The organism is Pedobacter nyackensis, assembly GCF_032678475.1.
Classification (GTDB): domain Bacteria; phylum Bacteroidota; class Bacteroidia; order Sphingobacteriales; family Sphingobacteriaceae; genus Pedobacter; species Pedobacter nyackensis_A.
In genome coordinates, this window is record NZ_JAVTSF010000007.1 from 142,954 (window position 1) to 164,036 (window position 21,083).

General features: G+C 39.4%; 14 protein-coding genes. 11 read left to right on the plus strand and 3 right to left on the minus strand.

Annotation, left to right across the window (positions count from 1 at the left end; all coding sequences use genetic code 11):
- The 5 genes from R2Q84_RS20495 to R2Q84_RS20515 all read left to right on the plus strand — a co-directional run bounded on the left by R2Q84_RS20495 (position 1) and on the right by R2Q84_RS20515 (position 7,034).
- The gene (locus R2Q84_RS20495; RefSeq protein ID WP_316818469.1) at positions 1–1,104 is read left to right on the plus strand and encodes a PepSY-associated TM helix domain-containing protein; all 1,104 of its coding nucleotides are present in this window, start codon (positions 1–3) and stop codon (positions 1,102–1,104) included.
- Positions 1,105–1,238: 134 nt separating this feature from the next.
- Entirely contained in the window at positions 1,239–3,626 is a 2,388-nt protein-coding gene (locus R2Q84_RS20500; RefSeq protein WP_316818470.1) for a TonB-dependent receptor, read from the plus strand.
- Between the two features lie 28 nt (positions 3,627–3,654).
- Complete coding sequence (locus R2Q84_RS20505; protein ID WP_316818471.1) at positions 3,655–4,914, plus strand: DUF4374 domain-containing protein; 1,260 nt, start codon at positions 3,655–3,657, stop codon at positions 4,912–4,914.
- A 53-nt stretch (positions 4,915–4,967) separates the two neighbouring features.
- Positions 4,968–6,290 (plus strand): PepSY-associated TM helix domain-containing protein, encoded by a 1,323-nt coding sequence (locus R2Q84_RS20510; protein WP_316818472.1) that lies wholly within the window; start codon positions 4,968–4,970, stop codon positions 6,288–6,290.
- A 30-nt stretch (positions 6,291–6,320) separates the two neighbouring features.
- Positions 6,321–7,034, plus strand: a complete 714-nt coding sequence (locus tag R2Q84_RS20515; protein ID WP_316818473.1) for a DUF4198 domain-containing protein — start codon at positions 6,321–6,323, stop codon at positions 7,032–7,034.
- Positions 7,035–7,137: 103 nt separating this feature from the next.
- Here R2Q84_RS20515 and R2Q84_RS20520 read toward each other — a convergent pair whose 3' ends face one another.
- From R2Q84_RS20520 to R2Q84_RS20530, 3 genes are all read right to left on the minus strand, one after another.
- The gene (locus R2Q84_RS20520; RefSeq protein ID WP_316818474.1) at positions 7,138–8,307 is read right to left on the minus strand and encodes an MFS transporter; all 1,170 of its coding nucleotides are present in this window, start codon (positions 8,305–8,307) and stop codon (positions 7,138–7,140) included.
- 189 nt (positions 8,308–8,496) lie between these two features.
- Positions 8,497–9,108, minus strand: coding sequence for a hypothetical protein (locus R2Q84_RS20525; RefSeq protein ID WP_316818475.1), 612 nt, complete (start codon positions 9,106–9,108; stop codon positions 8,497–8,499).
- Positions 9,109–9,232: 124 nt separating this feature from the next.
- Entirely contained in the window at positions 9,233–10,777 is a 1,545-nt protein-coding gene (locus tag R2Q84_RS20530; RefSeq protein ID WP_316818476.1) for an ATP-binding protein, read from the minus strand.
- 154 nt (positions 10,778–10,931) lie between these two features.
- Between R2Q84_RS20530 and R2Q84_RS20535 the strand changes: the two genes are divergently transcribed.
- From R2Q84_RS20535 to R2Q84_RS20560, 6 genes are all read left to right on the plus strand, one after another.
- On the plus strand, positions 10,932–11,519 hold the full coding sequence (locus tag R2Q84_RS20535) for an RNA polymerase sigma-70 factor (protein ID WP_316818477.1): 588 nt from the start codon (positions 10,932–10,934) through the stop codon (positions 11,517–11,519).
- Positions 11,520–11,587: 68 nt separating this feature from the next.
- Entirely contained in the window at positions 11,588–12,727 is a 1,140-nt protein-coding gene (locus R2Q84_RS20540; protein WP_316818478.1) for a FecR family protein, read from the plus strand.
- Between the two features lie 121 nt (positions 12,728–12,848).
- Complete coding sequence (locus R2Q84_RS20545; RefSeq protein ID WP_316818479.1) at positions 12,849–16,376, plus strand: TonB-dependent receptor; 3,528 nt, start codon at positions 12,849–12,851, stop codon at positions 16,374–16,376.
- 11 nt (positions 16,377–16,387) lie between these two features.
- Positions 16,388–18,010, plus strand: a complete 1,623-nt coding sequence (locus R2Q84_RS20550; protein WP_316818480.1) for a RagB/SusD family nutrient uptake outer membrane protein — start codon at positions 16,388–16,390, stop codon at positions 18,008–18,010.
- A gap of 115 nt (positions 18,011–18,125) precedes the next feature.
- The gene (locus R2Q84_RS20555) at positions 18,126–19,175 is read left to right on the plus strand and encodes a glycoside hydrolase family 99-like domain-containing protein (RefSeq protein WP_316818481.1); all 1,050 of its coding nucleotides are present in this window, start codon (positions 18,126–18,128) and stop codon (positions 19,173–19,175) included.
- Positions 19,176–19,186: 11 nt separating this feature from the next.
- On the plus strand, positions 19,187–21,046 hold the full coding sequence (locus tag R2Q84_RS20560; protein WP_316818482.1) for a glycoside hydrolase family 127 protein: 1,860 nt from the start codon (positions 19,187–19,189) through the stop codon (positions 21,044–21,046).
- The last annotated feature ends 37 nt before the right edge of the window (positions 21,047–21,083 follow it).

The window sequence follows — 21,083 nt, forward strand, 5'->3', positions numbered from 1 at the left end:
TTGAATCTTAAAAAAATCATTGGACAAATTCACCTCTGGCTCGGATTAATATCCGGGCTGGTGGTGTTTATATTGGGGATTACCGGTGCAGTATATGCATTTCAGGACGAAATAAAGGCGCTGATTTACAAAGATCGTCTACACGTAAATATCCCTAAAGGAGCAGTACGTTTGCCTTTGAGCCAGTTGATCCCAATTGCTGAAAAGGCTATTGGGAAAGATCGTAAAATCTCTCGGGCAGAACTTTCGCAAACACCAGGACACACCTATATGTTCCGGTCAATGAAGGTAGATAAAACCGCATTTGGTTATTGGAACTATTATCAATATTATAAAAAGGTTTACCTGAACCCTTATACAGGAGAGGTGGTGTTTAAAGAAAATGCCAAAAAAGAATTTTTTACTGTGGTGTTGGCATTGCACATGAATCTATTGCTGGGTGATACCGTAGGACACTTTATTGTACGCTGGTCTGTCGTATGTTTTGTTATTTTATTGCTTTCAGGCTTGGTTTTGTGGTGGCCAAAAAAATGGAAAGCTAAGCAGCTGAAGAAAAGCTTTAAAATCAAATGGGATGCAAAGTTTAAACGTCTGAATTATGACCTTCATAATGTATCAGGTTTTTACACATTTATATTGTTGATGATCATTTCTTTGACCGGTTTAATGTGGTCTTTTGAATTGACGACAGAGAAAAAAACAAAAATACTATCCGATACTACACAGGTAGCTACTGTAATGCCAGCCGATCAGATTCTTGGTCAGGCCATTAAAGCTTCACCCGAAACGGCTTACTTTTTATATAGTTTTCCCTCTGCTAAAAGTGGAACGGTGAACGTTTCCGCTTATCAGGATGAAATGCGTTTATACCGTAGGGTGCAATACAAGTTCGATCGATACAATGGAAAGCTGCTGCAGAAAGGAGCCGAGTTCGGAATGCTATCAACAGGGGCTAAACTTATCGCTATGAATTATGATCTCCATACCGGAAGCGTACTTGGAATTACAGGAAAAATACTTGCATTTTTTGCAGGGTTAATCGCTGCGGGCCTGCCAATTACAGGCTTTTTGATCTGGTGGAAGCGTGGGAAAGCTAAGGTGTAAATTAAAATACACATTCTTTATTTGGACTTGTTCTAAATAACTATATATTTGCATCATAAAAAAAATGCCACACGGCTTAGGACCCGTGTGGCTAACCGGCAATGCCGGCTCACCTTTAATCGTAGTTAAAAGTCATGCAAATTAAGAATTTTTTGCTATTGGGTATATTATGTACCAACGTTTTTTTTTCCAAAGCTCAAACAGAGCAAGCCAACCTAAGTGGAAGGCTGACCGGCAGTGCAGGTGAACCAATTGTTGCTGCCACTATTAAACTTCAAAATTCCAAGTATGGAGCGGTTTCTGATCATAATGGGAATTATGTGATTAGGAACGTAAAATCAGCCATTTATATTGTGCAGGTAAACGCTGTTGGGTTTAAATCACAGAAAAGGGAGATTAAACTCGTTACCGGTGAAAACGGTGGCATAAATTTTACACTGACTGAGAACGTCCAGCAAATGGAAACAGTTAGCGTGATAGGTCGCACAAAGCCTCAGGAGGTGAATAGACAAGCATTTAATGTGACTGCGATAGATGCGACTAAACTCTACAATACTACCTTGGATATCTCGGGTGCATTAGATCGTGTTGCAGGTGTTCGGGTAAGAGAGTCTGGAGGTGTAGGATCCAATTTTAATGTATCATTAAATGGTTTCTCAGGCAGGCATATCCGTTACTTTATCGATGGTATCCCGATGGATAACATGGGATCTTCTTTTCAGATCAATAATATCCCAATCAATGTTGCCGAACGCGTGGAGGTATATAAGGGAGTAGTTCCAATGTGGTTAGGCTCTGATGCTTTAGGTGGCGCCATTAACATCGTTACTGGCAACCGACATCGGAACTATGTGGATGCCTCATATTCTTATGGGTCATTTAATACACATCGTAGCGTGTTAAATGCCGCAGCTACATCGGAGAGCGGATTTACGGTACAGCTTAGTGCCTTCCAGAACTATTCTGATAACAATTATAAAACAAACCTGAAAACCTTGTTACAGAATAATATGGTTCCTGAGAAAAAGGCAGCTACAGTAAAGCGTTTTCACGACACTTATCACAATGAAACTTTAATTGCGAATGTCGGCGTTATAGGCAAATCCTGGGCAGACAACTTGTTAATTGGTATGACCCTTGGACAAAACTATAAGGAAATGCAGACTGCTGCCAGACCTGAATCTGTATTTGGACAATTACACAGGCGCGGAAATATCGTGATGCCATCACTGAAATACAAAAAAACAGATTTAATTCCGGGACTGGATATAACCTTAAATGCAAATTATAATCTGGGATACGAGACTACAGTAGATACAGCAAGAGCGAAGTATGACTGGGATGGTATCCGTGATCCTAAGGTAACGATGGGTGAACGTGATGGCGGTGGCCATATTGAGTATAGAAACAACAATGGACTGGCTACGGCTATGCTGAGTTATAAACTCACAGAGCACCAGTCGGTAGCAGTCAACAACGTATTTTCTACTTTCGACAGGAAAAGCAATAATTTGTTATTCCCGGAGAACAATGTACTGGATCCGGCAAAAAAAATGGATAAGAATGTGCTTGGTTTCGGGTATTCCTATGCTGTAGACAGCAAATGGAGTCTTAACGTTTTCGGAAAGTACATTATGTTAAAGAGCGAAGTAGGTAGCTTAAAGCAAAAAAAAACAGATCATAAATTGGGATATGGTACAGCCCTGTCATACTACATCAAACCTGACTTACAAATTAAAGCTTCATATGAATTGACTAACCGGATGCCAGAAGCAAACGAAATATTTGGTAACCTGGAAAATGAGGAACCTAATCCATTATTGAAGCCGGAAAAAAGTGATAATTTCAATTTGGGGGTAATATATGGATTCAAAGTAAATGAAGTTAATAGGTTTTCCATCACTGCTAATGCTATTTACAGATATTCTCAGGACTTTATATGGAGTAGGATGTTCGGTGGCACGAGTCCACGGCAGAACAATACAATTTCTGATAACCGAGACGGTGTACGTACTACCGGGTTTGATACTGAGATCAGGTATTCCTATAAAAACTGGTTAAGTGCAGGTGCCACTGTAAGCTATCAAATGCTGAGAAATCTTCAAAAGCATGACTGGGATGCTGATTTGAAACAGTATTATCCGGGAGTAAGCTTTACCTATCTCGATCAGATGCCTAATATCCCTTACCTGTTTGGTAATACAGATGTATCTGCTTCTTTCAGGAATATATTCAAAAAAGGGAATAACCTGACTGTCGGTTATAATCTTATATACGTAGAATCATTTTGGCTCGTTTGGCCAAGTTTTGGAAATCCTACATCAGAAACTAAAAAAGGTATTCCTACGCAATTGCAACATGATGTGAATTTCGTTTACAGCATGAAAAATGGCCGATATAACATTTCCATGGAAGCTAGAAATCTTGCAGACAAGCCGGTGTTTGACAATTTTGCTTTGCAAAAGCCCGGTCGCGGATTCTATTTGAATTTTAGATACTTCATTAATAAGTCACAACAATAATTACAACATAATCTTTTTAAAAATCAATATGAAAACAACAATTACCAAAACGCTTCTAGCTCTGGCATTTGTAGGAGTTTTAAGTTCGTGCGACAAAAAATCTGATAGGGAAGTAATTCCGGAAAATCCTGGAAATTATATTATAGCCGTTACACCAACAGCGATTGCTGGTGTAGCCGATTACCTGCTTACAGCGAGCAGTCTGGAAAGTGGCGCAGTATCCATCATCGGTAACGGTGTAGAACAGGACGGTACCTACAGGTATTATGTAACTGCCAATAACAAGTTCTTTAGCATGCTTTATGGTCAGGGCAGTCCTGGCGCAGTAACCGTTTATGGTATAAACGATGGTAAATTAAAGGAGTTGAATGATTTTACATCGGCGACGGTACATGCTTTTGCACCGGTAAATGACGACATTCTGATGGTTAGGGTTCCAAGGACGATCGCTGCTGCTGGTACGCCGACTGTTTACAGCTGGTATCGCGTGAATACTACGACTAATATTCAGGTTGCTGAAGGTACCGCAGACGCGATAACGCCAAGTGGTAACGGGGAAATTGCTCACCTCAGCTGGATTAAGCAGGTAGGAAACAAAGTGTTTGCGCCATTCTTTTCTATTACCGGAAGAAACTTCTGGACTAAATTTCCAGATGAGGCAGGGATCGCCGTATTTTCTTACCCGGGTATGCAGTATGAAAAAACAATTAAAGACACTAGAACGAGCTTTATTGGCAGATATTTCACGGATGGTCTTGGCCTGATTGAAAATGGCGATGTTTACGCATTTTCATCTTCGGTTGCTGTTGATGATAACACTGAGACTCCAGATGTATTAACTGACTCTAAGTTAACCTCAACAAAACCTTCTGCAATTACCCGTATCAAAGCTGGTACTACAGAATTTGACCAGACTTATTTTATGAACTTTGAAACTGCTTCTAACGGTTATGTAATTACAGACTGGCTATATATTGGTCAAAATAAATTCATTGCCAACATCGAACCAAAAGCAACTAAAGGAGCTTATGTAACAGGTAAGCGTTTGGCTATAGTTGATGTGGTAGCCAAAACTGTAACCGCTGTAACAGGATTCCCTGAAGTTAGTACTATTTCAAGTGTAACGACTAACAACTATAGTCCTAAAGATGGAAAAACGGGCTATGTTGGTGTGAATTTGGTAAGTGGAGCTACTTACGTATATAAAATCGATGCATCTAATGCAACGGCTACACAAGGCCTAAAAGTTGAAGGTGGTAAGATCACCGCTATCCAGCACCTGCAATAACTTATTAGACATTTTAAATAACCCATTCAAAAAGACCCTTAAATATTAAAACAATGATTACCGGAAATAAAACTTTACTGCCTAAGAAAAAGAGCAAGGACTCTCTTTTTACAAGGATAAACAAATGGCTTCACCTCTGGCTGGGTCTTATTTCTGGTGTCATTGTTTTAATTGTTTGTCTTACAGGATGTATCTGGGTTTTTAATGAAGAAATTAACGGAATGCTGGAACCAGAGACCAAGGTTGAAAAGCAGAATAAGTCTGTGGTTACACCTGGCCAACTATCTGCTATTGTAGCCAGGGATTATCCAGATAAACTACCGGCTTATGCCAATTATCAGCAAGGGCGTGCCATAAACCTGAATCTGAAAAATAAGATAGAAAAAAAGGAAAAAGGAGCCCGGGGCGGTGGAAGACGAGGTGGTGGGGTTACGCTCAAAATCAATCCTTATACCGGAGAGGTTATCAGCAAAGAAGTACGTAAAAAAGGTGAAACAGATTTCTTTAGGTTCGTTTTAAATGGCCATCGATTTCTGTGGATGCCTTATGAAATTGGAAGACCAATTGTAAATTATGGTACAATGGTTTTTGTAATCTTACTGATTACGGGACTAATCTGGTGGTATCCGAAAAAATGGAACAAATCAACCCGTGATAAAAGTTTTAAAATCAAATGGGGAGCTTCATTTAAACGTGTAAATCTTGACCTGCACAATGTTCTGGGTTTTTATTCTCTATTATTTTTATTGGCGATAGCACTAACTGGAATGGTATATGGCATCAAATGGTATAGCGAGGGTTTATACTGGGTAACCTCAGGGGGAGAACAACTCGCCGAATTTAAACGTTTGGAATCAGACTCCTTGCAAGCCAATAAACACTATACAGCAGAACGGGCAATGGATCTGGCATGGAACAAGGTGATTGCCAAACACCCAAAATCACAGGGCTTTTATTACAATTTTCCTGATGCTTCAGAACCAAAGGCTACCATTGGTATAACTGTATATCCAAACACCGGACAGTTTTACAATAGCCAGGGGTATACTTTTGATCAGTACACAGTAATTGAACTCAAAAGAGAAGATGTGTATTCAACGAATTATGAAACGGCAAATTTTTCCACCAAACTTAGAAAAATGAACTATGACATTCATGTGGGGAGTATACTTGGGTTTCCAGGTAAAGTTTTGGCATTCCTGGCTTCATTAATCGGTGCTTCGCTTCCTATTACCGGATTCCTGATCTGGTATGGTCGAAAGTTTAAGAAGAAAAAAAGTAAACCTGATCAACGTGACCCGACTCAGGAAGGGAATAAAAATGATTTGAAAAAACCGGTTGCAAAATCAGTTGTAAAAGAAGTGGTCTTAAATTAATATATCTAACCCCTTATCAAAACAAAAAATATGAAAAGAATATCTTTTGCGATTGTTACAGTCTTGCTTACTATAGCGACGAGTAACGTTTTCGCTCACGCGCTTTGGATTGAAACACCGGCTACAGGCAAGGTGGGACAGAAGCAAACAGTTAAAGTTTATTATGGTGAATATGCTGATCTGGGACGCGATAGCGTTTCTACATGGTATTCCGATGTTAAGGAATTCAACCTATGGCTGATAGGTCCCGATAACAAGAAAACGCAGCTGAAAGTAACACCCGGTGTGAATTATTTTGAGGGAAGTTTTACGCCGGAACAAAATGGTTCGTATACCATTACGGTAAGTCACGAAGCTAAGGATCTGGGTGGGACCACTAAGTATCATTTCCTATCCAGTGCAGGTGTAAGTGTCGGTAAGGTTGCGCCTGTTGCTACACATAATACAAATGCACTTAAACTACATGTAAATGATGTTACATCTCTAAAAGTCAAAAATACAGTCAAAATGAGTGCCTTCCTTAAAGAGGCTGCGGCAAGTAAAAAAGCAGTAACTGTTTTTTCGCCGACAGGATGGTCTAAAGAATTTTATACTGATGAAAACGGAGCTTTTGAATTCGTTCCTTTATGGCCTGGAACGTATGTAGTTGAAATAACTCATACAGATAAAACTCCTGGTAAACATCATGATAAAGATTATGCAGCTACCTGGAAAGGGGCAACTTATAGCTTTTCAATCAATTAACAGTCCTAAATCATTTCTGTTTTCATAATAACAGAAATGATTTAGCAATAATATCCAGTTGTAATTATAAATTGTAGCTGGATATTATTGTTTTGTTACCTGGTTAGTCATTTCTTCTTAATCCATAAGCAATAGCAACCATGACCAACAATCCGCCAATAAAAGCGAAGGCTCCATTTAAAGAAAAGTGATAAGCTATAAAACCTAACAACGCCGGACCAGCTAACTGACCGGCATACCCCATTGTACTGATTACCGGAATAGAAATGGTTGCCGGTATATTCTTAAGTCTTCCACCTTCACTAAAGAAAACCGGAACAATATTGGCTGCTCCAATTCCTAAAAGTATAAACCCGATAAGCGAGGTAAGCAGCCATGGGGTAAGAATAGCTAAGAAAATACCTGAGGCCGCAATGATTGACCCACCAATGACTACTGTTTTTCCACTTAGATGAGATACGATTTTATCTCCAAGCAGACGCATGGTAGCCATAGCAATGGAGAAAGCGGCATAGCCTACGCCAGCGAGTTCCGGATTAATACCTTTATTCTCCGTAAGAAATATTGCACTCCAATCCAGCATAGCTCCCTCAGAAAGAAAAACAGAAAAACACATCAAACCTAAAAATATAACACTTCCCTTCAACCAGGAAACACCGTTTATTTTTTTTGTCACTGGTTCATTCGCAAATTCTTTGATCAATTCTTTTTCTGTATGTACGTCAAAGAGGTATTGGTAATTCCAAAGCACAATCGCTATAAGCATAACTGATATGCTTATAGCAGCAGTAATTGGACTAAGACCTAGTTTCATCAGAAAACCAAGACCTAGCGACCCGAACAGCCCTCCAACACTAAATAAGCCATGAAGAGAAGACATGATTGGTTTTTTTGAGCTATTTTGAACCTGAACACCTTGCGCATTCATCGCTACATCTACTGTGCCGACAGCACCGCCAAAAATAAAAATAGCAAGCCCCATCCAAATTGGAGAATTGATGATTATAAGTAAAGGAATTATAAGTGCCATGATTATTGCAGCATATCTTATCACAATGCGCGTTCCATAACGGTGTGCAAGGACTCCACTTACAGGCATCATGGCAATCGCACCTGCGCCAAGTAATAACAGCAAAAGTCCAAGATCTGCGTTGTTAAGCCCCAGGCGATCTTTTGCATAGGGGACCATTGGTGCCCAACTGGATATGCCTAATCCACAGACTAAGAAGATTGCTTTAGTTGCGTTTCTGGCTTTAAGGGTTTTTGCTAACATAAGACGTATTATTGTATAATGCTGCAAATATATGCAAAATATTGCAGTTTATTTGCTGTATTGTGCAATTTGTTTGTTGGTGCCAGCAGATGTTACCATCATGAAAAGAAAATTCTGAAGTTTCAGTCGTAATAAAAATGGCCATTGCAACTATGCAATGGCCATTTTTATTACGACTGATTATCGAAATTATTTTAATGCGCTCAGGTTCAGTTCTTTCACAAAAGCTTCCAGTTCCTGCAAGCTATAGCCTGTTCCATCCACACTAACAGAATACCTGTCTTTGTAAATAAACTTAATGGATGAGTTAACAGAACTATCTGATTTAGTATCTTCTGTTATGGAGCGGATTCCGTTGATTTCGGCAGTTTTAGTCTTAGTTCCATTAGATTCTGATTCTGTGTCCATACTTAATGTCAATGCCATTAAAGAAACAATCGCGCTTCCGGCTTCTCCGGCACCATCCATGATACCAATTTTTACATATTTAGTATCATCTCCATACTCTGCATCAATAGAACTTAAGCCCGTTACGGCTAAACCCCCGGCAGAAAAACTCTTTCTTTTCAGTCCATTTAAAGTCTCAGGAACAACGGCTTTAAGCTCGTCATTTGTTAATGGTGTCAGTTTCTTTAGTTTGTTGGTTGTTTCTTCAATCTTGTTTGCAGAACCAGCAACTTTGTTCAGGTTGCTGACATTATCAATTATGCTACTTGATTCTGAACTTTTTTCTTCATTTTTTGAATTGCCACAAGAAAGCATAAAAAATGCGATACCGGCGATCATTGTTTTTCTAAGCATGAGTTTCGATTTAAATGTTATCCAATTTACTAAAATTATAAAGATAAGTGTATTAAATTTAGTGTTTTTATAATGCTAACGTGTTATAAATCAGTAATGACTTCTGCTTGTTGTGCTTGTTTGTCTATGCTTTTTTATTTATGGGCAATCTGAAATAAAAAGTGGATCCCTGATCAGGCTCGCTTTCAATCCAAAACTCTCCGTTATGTCTGTTTAATATTTCCGAAGAAATAAATAAACCAAGTCCCAGACCTTCAAATTGCATTGAAGAATTGTGGATGCGGTAATAACGTTCGAATAGATGTTCCATATCCTGAACATCAATTCCAATACCGAAGTCTTGAATGGAGACAACTATATGTTCGTTTTTGATTCGGGAATTTACGATGACACGATTTGCACCAGGTGAATACTTAATGGCGTTAGTGAGGAAATTACTGACAACTTGTTCTATCCTTATCCGGTCACCAACAAAGCTTGCAGGTTCATGATGTTCCAATATAATTTGATGGGTAATTGCTGTGTGTTGTACGTTTTCAATAGTCTGTTGCAACATCTCATCAAAGTCAAAAAAATGCATGTTGTATTGCATTTTACCCGCATTTATTTTGGTTACATCCAATAAATCACCAATAAGTTTGTCAAGCCGCAAAATATTACCTGCAGATTTTAAGACGAAACTCTTTAGTTTATTGATATCATCCGTGCGTTGCATCAATTGATTAAATGCTTTTATACTCGTTAACGGGGTTTTCAGTTCATGACTGGCAATGGAAAGGAACTCGTCTTTTTTATATTGCTCCTCTTCTAGTTTCCTGGCGTTTACCAATTCAGTGATGTCATAAGCAAAAGTTAAAATTCCATTTACCGCGCCATCTTCATCTAACCTGGCTTGGTACATGATGTTGAAATATCGGTCAACCGGTGGTTCGCCTTCAACATTCGTAAGTGGAATACAGATTTCCTTACCTTCAAATGTTACTCCTGTTTCATACACTTTCTTTAGCTCAGCTATAATCGGATGGCCGGCCAATTCAGGCAGAGCTTCCAGAAAAGTTTTGCCAATAAGATCACGATATCCGAAGTGCTGATGATAAACAGGGTTGATATATTCGTAAACAAAATTGGCGCCGGATAAGATCGCTATTCTTGCAGGTAAATCAGCGAAGAGCTTTTCCAGTCTTTTGCTCAGTTGCGCTGCTTTTGAAGCTTCCTGAATTTGTTTTTCAAGACTGATTTTTAATTCTTTTTCGGCAGTTACCTGTGCAGTAAGCTCTCGTGTAGAGTGTATAATGTAAAGAATTTCTCCACTTGAATCAAGTATTGGTGTATTAAGCGAGTGCCAGTAATGTGTTTTGATTTTATCACTGCTTTCAGGATCAGGCAAGTCATATCTACCTATCGGTAATTGATCTGGTAACTTAGTTTGAACTACCTTAGAGAGTGAGGTTCTTATTGCTACTGAGTCTTCTATATTTTCATCAATAGGGAAAATATCAAAGACGTACTTACCCTGGATATCTTTTCTGTTTTTAGCTGTAATTTGAAGAAAGGTGTCACTTGCTGTAAGTACCGTTAATTCCTTTGAAAGGATTAAGTACAAGCTGGGAATACTCTCAAATACTTTTAGCATTTCGGGTAATAACTCCCGTTGCTCTTTTAAATTCATAAAAAGAAAAGATAAAACTTAAGCAATATAAAAAATGGAATTCACATATGAAACCAATTTTCATACCAAAATAGGTGTAATTATAGATATTCTTTTTTAGGAAATAATTAGATAACATTACCTTTTATTTCTCTAGTTTTATTGGGCTAATCAAATGAAGAATATTTATAATGATTTCCAGGATTTAGAACTCGTTGCTTTGTTAGCGAAGGGTGATCAATTGGCTTATTCCGAAATATTCTTCAGGTACAATAAATTGCTCTATAGCCATGCCTATAATAAGCTTCGGGAGCGGGAAGATGCCCGGGATATTGTCTCAGAAGTCTTTTATGCATTATGGGCAAAAAGAGAACAATCGCTACCGGAGCATAATCTGATTGGTTATCTTTTTGTCGCAGTTCGTTATAAAATTGCTGATTTCCTGTCCAGAAAACAAGTACGGCATCATTATATTCAATCATTACAAGCTTTCATTGATGAGCCTCAGCAGGTCAACACGGACCACCTGATCAGAGAAAAACAGCTTAAAGAAATTATTGAAGAAGAGATCTCAGCATTGCCGCCACGCATGCAGGAGATCTTTAGAATGAGTCGTTTTGAGCAGATGAGCCATAAAGAAATTGCTGATAAATTGTCGCTTTCCGAGCAAACAGTCAAAGATCAGGTAAAAAAAGCATTAAGAATATTACGGGTTAAATTAGGTTTAATGACCTTTTTAGCAATGTTTTTGAAAATATTTTAATTTCTTATCCCCCCAGGACCTGAGTCGGCCGACTTATAGTTTAACCAGATATAAATAAGGGAAACCAAATGAATGAGGTAAAAGCTAAAGAACTGCTGCGTAAGTATGCAGATGGTAATTGTACAGAGGACGAGAAATTGTTATTTGAACAGTGGTACCTGAACTTAAACAGAACTAATCATGCGCAGTTAACTGAGACGGAACTTGAGCAGGCTGAGCGGGAGATGGGGCTGACTTTAGCGATCAGTCCGGCAGTAAAAACAAAATCTTTATGGCCATACTATTCTGCTGCGGCAACTGTGTTGTTATGCCTCGGAATCGTTTTTTTCTTTAACAAATCCAATCGTTTATTAACCGACGAGAAGAGAGAGGCGGCGATAGCTTTAAACGAGATTAAACCAGGTAAAAATACAGCTACACTTACCTTGTCTAATGGTAAAAGTATTACGCTAAGCGATGTTAAAAGCGGTGTGGTTATAGATGCTTCCAAATTAACCTATAACGATGGCAGTGTGGTAACGAACAACAACGACCGTCAAAATTCAACTACTCCTTCTTATTCGGGTCAATTGAAAGCAAGTACTCCACGAGGTGGTACTTATCAGATCATTTTACCTGACGGCACCAAAGTTTGGCTTAATGCTTCTTCAGAACTTAAATTCCCCGCATCGTTTAATCAAAGTAAACAGCGTAGCGTTGAGTTGAGCGGGGAAGCTTATTTTGAGGTAGCTAAAAATAAAATGAAACCCTTTATGGTACGCAGTAACGGACAAGAAATTGAGGTGCTTGGCACTCACTTTAACGTGAACAGCTATTTGGACGAAAAGGTAGCAAAAACAACATTATTGGAAGGAGCAGTAAAAATTAGCCAGTTAAAAGGGAATAATCCTGCTTCATATGTACTGAGACCTGGACAACAAGCAATAGCCGGCAATACCATTGTTATAAAAAACGTAGATGCAATGGACGCAATCGACTGGAAAAATGGCATGTTTATCTTTAATAAAGAAAGCCTGGAAAGTATCATGCGCAAATTGTCCCGCTGGTACGATGTGGATGTGGTATTTGAAGACGAAAAATTAAAGTCGAAATTATTAGGGGGCACGGTATCACGTTTCAGTACGGTTACCGAGGTGCTTGAAGTTTTAGAATTAACCGAGTTAGCACACTTTAAAATAAAAGGAAGGAGCATTATGGTGATGGAATAACTACTAGAAAAGGTTATCCAGATAGCATAAAAAAGCCAGTTGTGGTTGCAACACGACTGGCTTAAAAGTCTGGATGACGTCAATAAAATTGGATCGTATTCACATTAAACAAACTAACCAAATGTATAAAAAAAAGACCAATAAAATTGGTGTACCCAAAAGGTATGTCCATAAATTACTGCTGATTATGCGAGTCACCACCATAGTATTAATAGCAATGATCATGCAGGTGAGCGCTGCAGGTAATGCCCAAACTATGTCATTTGCTAAGAAGAATACCACTATTAAAGAAATATTTGCGGAGATCAGAATGCAAATGGGCTATAATGTGGTATGGCCTGCGGAAAAATTTGATGAAAACAAGACCATCAACGCGAATTTTAAAAATGCACCGTTGTCAACTGTCTTAAATCAAACATTAGATGGCCAGAATATCTCTTATGCCATTAAAAATAAAACCATTGTTTTAAAAGCCAGTAGGTTGAACGAGGTAAGTCAGGAAGTCATTTCCGGTGTAGTTACTAATCTTATAGGTAACGAACCCTTAAAAGGAGTTACAGTTCTTTTAAATGGAACTTCAACTGCTACACAAACCGATGCAAATGGCCGGTATAACATTAAAGCGGGCAAAGGAACGTTGAAGTTTTCTTTCGTGGGTTTTGCGGATACACTGATTAGCATTAACGGACGCAGTACAATTAATGTAATGATGATCCCGGCTCATTTAAAACTGGATGAGGTTGTCGTAGTAGGATACGGAAGTGTTAAAAAAAGAGACCTTACCGGATCGGTTTCAACAGTTAAAGCAGATGTTTTTGACCAATCCAGACAAAGCTCCTTCGTGAACAGTATGCAGGGGCGTGTGGCAGGTCTCCAAATTACTTCAGGTTCTGGCGAACCAGGATCAGGATCTAAGATTATCATTCGTGGGGCAAATTCCCTGACTGGTGAAAGTCGGCCTTTGTTTGTTATAGATGGAGTTCCTGTGAACGAGAGTGAGGCACCTATTGCCAATTCTAAATTCGGGGCAAATTCAAGAAGAGATCCATTGAACTCCATTAATCCTGCGGATATTGTTTCTGTTGAGGTCTTAAAAGATGCTTCATCTACAGCAATATATGGATCAAGAGGTGCCAATGGAGTTATTATTATCACTACCAGACAGGGAAAAGAAGGTGAATCTATGGTTACTTATGATGGTCGTATGGGCATTTCCTATCCGGCAAAAAGACTGGAAATGTTGAATGGAGATGAATGGATTGACTATCGTAAAGACTGGGTATTGATGCCCGACGGGAAAAGGGTTACCTATGGTTACTTTAATGATTATCTTTTCTTTACCAATGCAGGAAAAACAGAGCCCTCCGAAATGGTACCCAGAGATGTTTATGCTTTACCCGAATACAACTGGCAGGATGAAATGTATCGCACGGCATATGCGAAAGATCATAATTTGTCAGTAACCGGTGGAACTAAGTATACCAAGTTTTTTGGAAGCGTGGGATATAATAAAGAAGATGGTTTGTTTGTCAATAATGATTATTCAAGATACAATACCCGCTTGAGACTTGATCACAATAAAAACAGGTTTATCATGTCGCTTTCTCTTAACGGGTCCTATTCAAAATATAATGGCGCGGTACAATCGGGTGATGGATATGGAAATATCGGAGTTACCCAGGCCGCCATCATATCACGGCCACTGGTGTTTCAGAACCCTCTTGCGTTACAAACACAAGGTGGATGGAAAAAACCAACAGAAAACCTGGAACATATAGACCGGGATATTTCTACACCAAATGTAGGCGCTAATATTGTCTTAAATTATAAGCTGATAGAGGGCTTGTACGTTGGAACAATGTTAAATGGTGTGATCGTAAATTCAAAAGTGAATGAATTTTATGGAAAAGATACACCCTGGGGGTATTACTTAAAAGGACGGGCCGCAATTAACAATACAGAATGGATGGGCTGGTCGAACATCAACACTTTGAGTTACGATAAGATGCTGAAAAATAACTCAAAAATTAGTGCATTGGGTGTTTTTGAATTGAGTGGAAGCGGGTATAGAAACAGTTCCATGATTAAAAGTAACTTTTCTGATGAGACCACCGGAATTCATGATATCAGTAAAGGTATTACGCTGGAAGATGCTACATCAGGGGCCGGGCAAACTAAAAGGATCTCGTATCTGGGTAGGTTGAATTACGATCACAGAGGAAAATACCTGCTCACGGGTAGTATGCGTCTGGATGGTTCAGATCGTTTTGGAGAAAACAATAGATATGGTTACTTCCCTTCAATGGCTTTTGGCTGGCGGATTTCTGAAGAAAACTTTATGAAAAAACAAACGCTGTTTGATAATTTGAAATTGCGATTGAGTTATGGACAAACCGGAAATTCAAATATCCCTGAATTTCAGTACATGGCAAGGATGGGCAATTCATTTTATGGAGACCAGTTTGGCCTGGTACCGGTATCCCTGCCAAACCCTAATTTGAAATGGGAAACAACGGTGCAGTACAACGCAGGTTTAGATATCTCTGTTTTAAACAAAAGATTAGATATCACGTTCGACGTTTATAATAAAATAACAACGGACATGTTGTACAATGCCATTATTCCCGCACAGTCCGGGTTTAAAACACAATGGCAAAACCTGGGGAAGATTAGCAATAAAGGGGTTGAACTGGCTTTAAATACAAAAAATATTGTTGCTGATAATTTTAGCTGGAACAGCAGCTTAACCCTTAGTTTAAACAGGAATAAAGTATTGATTATAGGAGACAATCTGTCGGTAGCCCCTGTAGGTGCCGGTTCATGGAGTACCTCATATATCAAGCAAAATGTTGTCGGCCGAATTATGGTCAACCAGTCGATCGGCCTGATGTATGGATATGAAATGATCGGCGTATACCAGGAAAACGATTTCTCCGGCTGGATAGATAAAACTGGTCTTTTACCGGACAACGATCCAAATATAGCATGGCAGGAAAGAAACTGGGTATTAAAACCAGGTGTTGTTGATCCTAGTGCTATCGCTAAGCCGCGCCCGGGAACATTTAAGTTTAACAATACCGATAATTCAGCTGATAACAAGATTACTGAAAGTGATAAAAAGATCATTGGTAACAGTCAGCCTTTACTTTTTGGCGGTTTTGGCAATAGCTTTAGTTATAAGAATTTTGATTTGAATGTATTTATTGCCTATTCTATTGGTGGCGAGATATTTAATTCTACTAAGTTTGAATTGGAAGGCTCCAGTCCGGGTGAATATTATAACATCACTAAAAAATTCTGGAACAACCGGTGGACACCTTCAAACCCGACAAATGACTATCCCGCTTATTCGGATGAAGGTTATTATAATTCACTGGCAGCGCAGCCCAATAGCTACTACGTTGAAGATGCGTCTTATGCAAGACTTCAAAATGTTTCCCTGGCCTACAGGTTACCTGTAAGTTTTACTAAAAAGCTGGGCCTGGGTGCTGCCAAGATATACTATTCAGGGATCAATCTCTTTACTTTAACTAAATACAGCGGGTTTACACCCGAGGTTGATTCAGGAAATCCATTACTGACAAATTTTGATACCATAGGTTACCCCAGGGCAGCCGCTCATTCTATAGGTTTTAACATCACATTTTAAAGATTTTGAACATGAAAAAGATACTTTATACAGTAATGATCTCATTGTTTGGGGTCTTGGTCGGTTGTTCTGACTATTTGGATAGTGAGCCACTATCATTTACATCTATTGCTAATTTTTATAAAGATCAGGATGATGCCGAAGCTGCACTGACGGGATGTTACGGTTTATTGCAAGACAGTTACTCTGTAAATGGGCGTACCGGTGTGTTTTTAATTGCCGATGTAGGCACTGATGAAATCATAGGTAATCCATATTCTACACCTGATGCCGAAGCTAATATGGACCAGTTTTTATTTGGCAGGGTTGTAAAAAGTAACCTTACCATAAAAAATCTATGGGCAAAGGTATATTCAGGTTTATATAGCATCAATCTGCTGTTGTCTCAGATTGATAAGATTGACATGCCCGAACTGCGTAAAACGCAGATGAAAGCAGAAGCCAGATTTTTGAGGGGCTGGCACTACTACTATATGGGGATGATTTATGGAGGTGTTCCGGTATTTAACAGCATTCCTCACGATATCAAACAGAAAAGAAATACCCTGGAGGAAGTAATGAAGCAGGCAATTGATGACCTGCAGTTTGCTTACGATAATTTGCCTGATGAAAAGTTGATGAACTCTGGAAGAGCTTCAAAATGGGCCGCCGGAGGGTATCTGGCTAAGCTGTACTGTTATATTGCCAGTTGTAAAAAGTATGACACAGGTAAAGCACTTAATTTTCCTTTAAACAGCTTTGATTGGGTCGACATAAATGATAGTTATGTAAAGGCAGATGCGTTGAGCCAGAACATCATCAGCAAAAGTGGTTTAAATCTAACCGCTGATTACAGGTTGCTATTTTGTGAGGGATCAGTAAATAAACAAAAAGAAGAGATGCTATTTTCTTTAACATCCTCTCCTCAGAAAAAAAACGGCTTTGCACTAAACTTTTATCTGTTGCCGGCAGGTTCTTATGGTGGTGGCTGGGGCACATGCAGGCCAACACAGGAATTGTATTCCCGTTATGATTCACTGTATGATGCACGTGCGAACTGGGTTGTAGGAGGGTTAGGTACCGAACCTGTAACGCAGACGATCGATAATCAGGTGTATTACCAGCCTTCAAAATTGAAACTCGTAAATGGAGAAGCTGTTGATGGTGATTATTGTGGGAATAAATTCAGGTTGCTGAAAACAGAGTCTAAACATGACGATGTTTATTACGGCAACTATCCGCTGCTCCGTCTCGCTGACATCATGCTTTTGCATGCAGAAGCTGTAGGACACATGAATGGAGATGCGGCCGGACGTGAGGCGCTTAAGGTTGTCAGAAGCCGGGCATTGATAAAGTCCCGGTCAACTGATGTGGATAAACTTCAGACCGCATATCGCAAAACGGATTTTATCGAGGAATTGCTGGATGAACGCTCAAGAGAATTGTGTTTCGAACAGCAGCGGAAGTTTGACCTGGTCAGGTTCAATAGGTACCAATCAACCATAAAAGCCATTTCTACTACTCGTGGGGTATGGAATAGAAATGGTGCTATTCAATTGGTGGATAACGTTACGGATGCAAAAATATGGAGCCCGGTACCAGAAGAAGATGAAATTATAAACCCTAATCTGAAGCCGAATAACCCCGGTTATTAATGTGTTTCTGATTGTAGAATTGAACAAAATGTATAAAAACATTATATATAGTATTTTTTCCTGCCTGTGTATTGTATTCTTAACAACACAATCTTCTTGTCAGAGTAAAAAACAAATGGAGGAGCCGCAGGAACAAACAGAAAAAGTAAAAGTTGGTGCCTGGTATTTTGGTGGCTGGAGTTTTCCGGCAGATCAGAATGGCAATACTTTTCACATCAGTCCGAGTTTGGTTGGCAGTTTTTCAAACCGGGAGCCTGTTTGGGGTTGGCGGGAAGATAAAGCGGGTGTAATGAGTGATCAGATTAATTATGCAGCAGATAGCGGTCTTTCTTTTTGGGGATTTTGCTGGTATGAAAATACATTGGTAGATGATTCCAAAACAATGGACAATCTGAATAATGCACTTGATTTGTTTCTTAAAGCACCAAATAAAAGTCGCCTCGATTTCTGTTTGTTGTCCTGTTTTCCGGTTTCACCTGTAAACTGGGAGAAGGTATGTGACAGAACGGTACCTTATTTTAAAGAATCCAATTATTTAAAAGTAGATGGCAAGCCGGTAATGGTATTCTTCAATACAGATGAAATCATTGCCGGAATGAATGGTATTAAAAAAACACGTGAAGCAATTGAATTGTATCGTAAGAAGGCGCGTGATATCGGAGCCGGAGAAATCCTGATCGGAGCCAGAACGGCACCAAGACCTTTAGATGCAACTTACCAGAACAAGTATGTAGAATGCGGATTCGATTTTTTAACAACCTATAACAACGCAGATGACGGAAGAACTAATTCGGGTGCGAATGATTATTCAAAACTACTGGAAGGGGATGTGAAATCATGGACAGGTATTTCTGCTCACAGCTCATTACCTTTTGTTCCTGTGGTAGGTGCAGGTTATGATATGCGTCCCTGGGCTATGGATCATCCTGCTCAACCTGCTTCCGATTATTGGTACAACGGAGTTACTCCACAGAAAATAGCTGAACATCTTCGTACAGGTATGCAGTGGGTCAAAGCAAATGCAAAAAAGGTACCAGGCAATCTATTGTTTATGTACGCATGGAATGAAAACGGAGAAGGTGCATGGCTTACACCAACTAAGTCTGAGGGGAATGCCAGACTGCAAGCCATAAAACAAGTCATACAGGAGGAATCCGCTAAGTAATGAATGAGGTTATGAGAAAAATAATTATGATGTTAGTTTGCGTATTACCTTTCCAGGGAATATCACAAATAAAAAATACACAGTTAAAGCAGGTAGAGTTACATGGGCATATCGGTACACGGATAGATGAATGTATTAAAATGAATGTAATGTCACAAGACATCGATCACCTGATAGAACCTTTTAAACATAAAACTGAAACAGAACGCTGGCAAAGCGAATTTTGGGGAAAATGGATGTTAGGGGCCTGTCAGTCCTATCGGTACACTAAGAATCCTGTGTTGCTTAAGAAGATTAGTTATGCAGTAGATGAATTGCTGAAAACACAGCTTCCAAATGGATATATCGGTAATTATTCCGAAGAGGCGCAACTTGCGCAATGGGACGTATGGGGGCGGAAGTATTGTCTTTTAGGCCTTCAGGCATACTACGATATCACAGGTGATGAAAAAGCATTAACCGCTTGTCGGAAGTTAGCTGATCATTTGATGAAGCAGATAGGTCCCGGGAGTACAGATATAGCCAAAATAGGCAACTATAAAGGAATGGCTGCGAGCTCTATCCTTGAACCGGTAATGTACCTATACAATAGGACCTCAGATTCGCGCTACCTTAACTTTGCAAAGTATATCGTTGCACAATGGGAAAAGCCCGATGCCGCTAATTTGATCAGTAAGGCAATTGCAGGAGAGCCTGTGGCTAAACGTTTCTGGCCCTTTCCTAAGGCTAGCCATTGGGCATTAGGTGGACATAAATCTTATGAAATGATGTCTTGTTATGTAGGTCTTTTAGAACTTTATAAGATCACTAAAAATCCAACTTATCTTTCGGCTGTAGTAGCTACTGCAAATGATATCATGACCAATGAAATTAACATTGTTGGTGGGGCAAGCTCTACTGAGTGTTGGTTTGAAGGTGCTAAAAATCAAACCACTCCTTCTTTTTTGTCGATGGAAACCTGCGTTACGTTTACCTGGATGCAGCTGTGTGATCGTTTGTTGCAAATTACGGGAGAGGTGAAATACGCCGACCAGATTGAAAAGACAACCTATAATGCGCTTCAGGCTGCTGCAAGAGCAGAAAATATGATGATCGCTTCTTATGTTCCGCTTGAAGGTTTTAGAAGAGATGGAGAGCGGCAATGTGGTATGGATATCAATTGTTGTAAAGCCAATGCGCCCAGAGCTTTTGCGATGCTTCCCGATTTTGCATTCCGTGCTTCGGAAAATAAAATTGTGATGAACCTTTACACCAGTTCAAATGCACAGTTCATACTCAACAATAAAAAGAAAGTGGGTCTTACTGTAGAAACCAGTTATCCCGTTTCAGATAAGGTAAATATAACCCTAAACCCTGAGCAGGAAAGTGTTTTTACATTATCGCTTAGAATACCGGAATGGAGTAAACAAAATAGTTTGCTGGTAAATGGTGAAGAACTACGGGAAGCGATACTTCCAGGTGGATATTTAGAGGTTACCCGTAAATGGAAAAAAGGTGATGTGGTTGTTTTGTCCTTAGATCTGCGTGGAAAAATGGTGGTGTTGAATAACCATATGGCGATTGTACGCGGGCCTGTTGTTTTAGCACGGGATACTCGTTTTAAAGATGGCTTTGTTGATGAAACCATTGCTATTGAACATGATAAAGATAATTACGTACCTCTGGTTGCCCTAACGGATAAACCTTCTTCAGTATGGATGGCCTTCAGTGTAAACGCACTGACCAGCATTTATAACGGTGATAAGGAGTCTTTCAGAAAAATAAACCTATGCGATTTTGGCTCTGCCGGAAACGGATGGGATGAACATGAAAGGTATAAGGTATGGCTTACACGTACGATAGAAACGGCTGATAGGGGGACCTGGTGGTAGTTGATGCCATGTATTCTTTATCCACATTTTGATTTAA

What these genes read in the sequence shown, in the direction of transcription:
- R2Q84_RS20530 (WP_316818476.1), bottom strand. Translation starts at nt 10,777, where the DNA reads ATGAATTTAAAAGAGCAACGGGAGTTATTACCCGAAATGCTAAAAGTA.
- R2Q84_RS20525 (WP_316818475.1), bottom strand. Translation starts at nt 9,108, where the DNA reads ATGCTTAGAAAAACAATGATCGCCGGTATCGCATTTTTTATGCTTTCT.
- R2Q84_RS20505 (WP_316818471.1), top strand. Translation starts at nt 3,655, where the DNA reads ATGAAAACAACAATTACCAAAACGCTTCTAGCTCTGGCATTTGTAGGA.
- R2Q84_RS20500 (WP_316818470.1), top strand. Translation starts at nt 1,239, where the DNA reads ATGCAAATTAAGAATTTTTTGCTATTGGGTATATTATGTACCAACGTT.
- R2Q84_RS20515 (WP_316818473.1), top strand. Translation starts at nt 6,321, where the DNA reads ATGAAAAGAATATCTTTTGCGATTGTTACAGTCTTGCTTACTATAGCG.
- R2Q84_RS20555 (WP_316818481.1), top strand. Translation starts at nt 18,126, where the DNA reads ATGGAGGAGCCGCAGGAACAAACAGAAAAAGTAAAAGTTGGTGCCTGG.
- R2Q84_RS20545 (WP_316818479.1), top strand. Translation starts at nt 12,849, where the DNA reads ATGTATAAAAAAAAGACCAATAAAATTGGTGTACCCAAAAGGTATGTC.
- R2Q84_RS20510 (WP_316818472.1), top strand. Translation starts at nt 4,968, where the DNA reads ATGATTACCGGAAATAAAACTTTACTGCCTAAGAAAAAGAGCAAGGAC.
- R2Q84_RS20535 (WP_316818477.1), top strand. Translation starts at nt 10,932, where the DNA reads ATGAAGAATATTTATAATGATTTCCAGGATTTAGAACTCGTTGCTTTG.
- R2Q84_RS20560 (WP_316818482.1), top strand. Translation starts at nt 19,187, where the DNA reads ATGAGAAAAATAATTATGATGTTAGTTTGCGTATTACCTTTCCAGGGA.
- R2Q84_RS20540 (WP_316818478.1), top strand. Translation starts at nt 11,588, where the DNA reads ATGAATGAGGTAAAAGCTAAAGAACTGCTGCGTAAGTATGCAGATGGT.
- R2Q84_RS20520 (WP_316818474.1), bottom strand. Translation starts at nt 8,307, where the DNA reads ATGTTAGCAAAAACCCTTAAAGCCAGAAACGCAACTAAAGCAATCTTC.
- R2Q84_RS20550 (WP_316818480.1), top strand. Translation starts at nt 16,388, where the DNA reads ATGAAAAAGATACTTTATACAGTAATGATCTCATTGTTTGGGGTCTTG.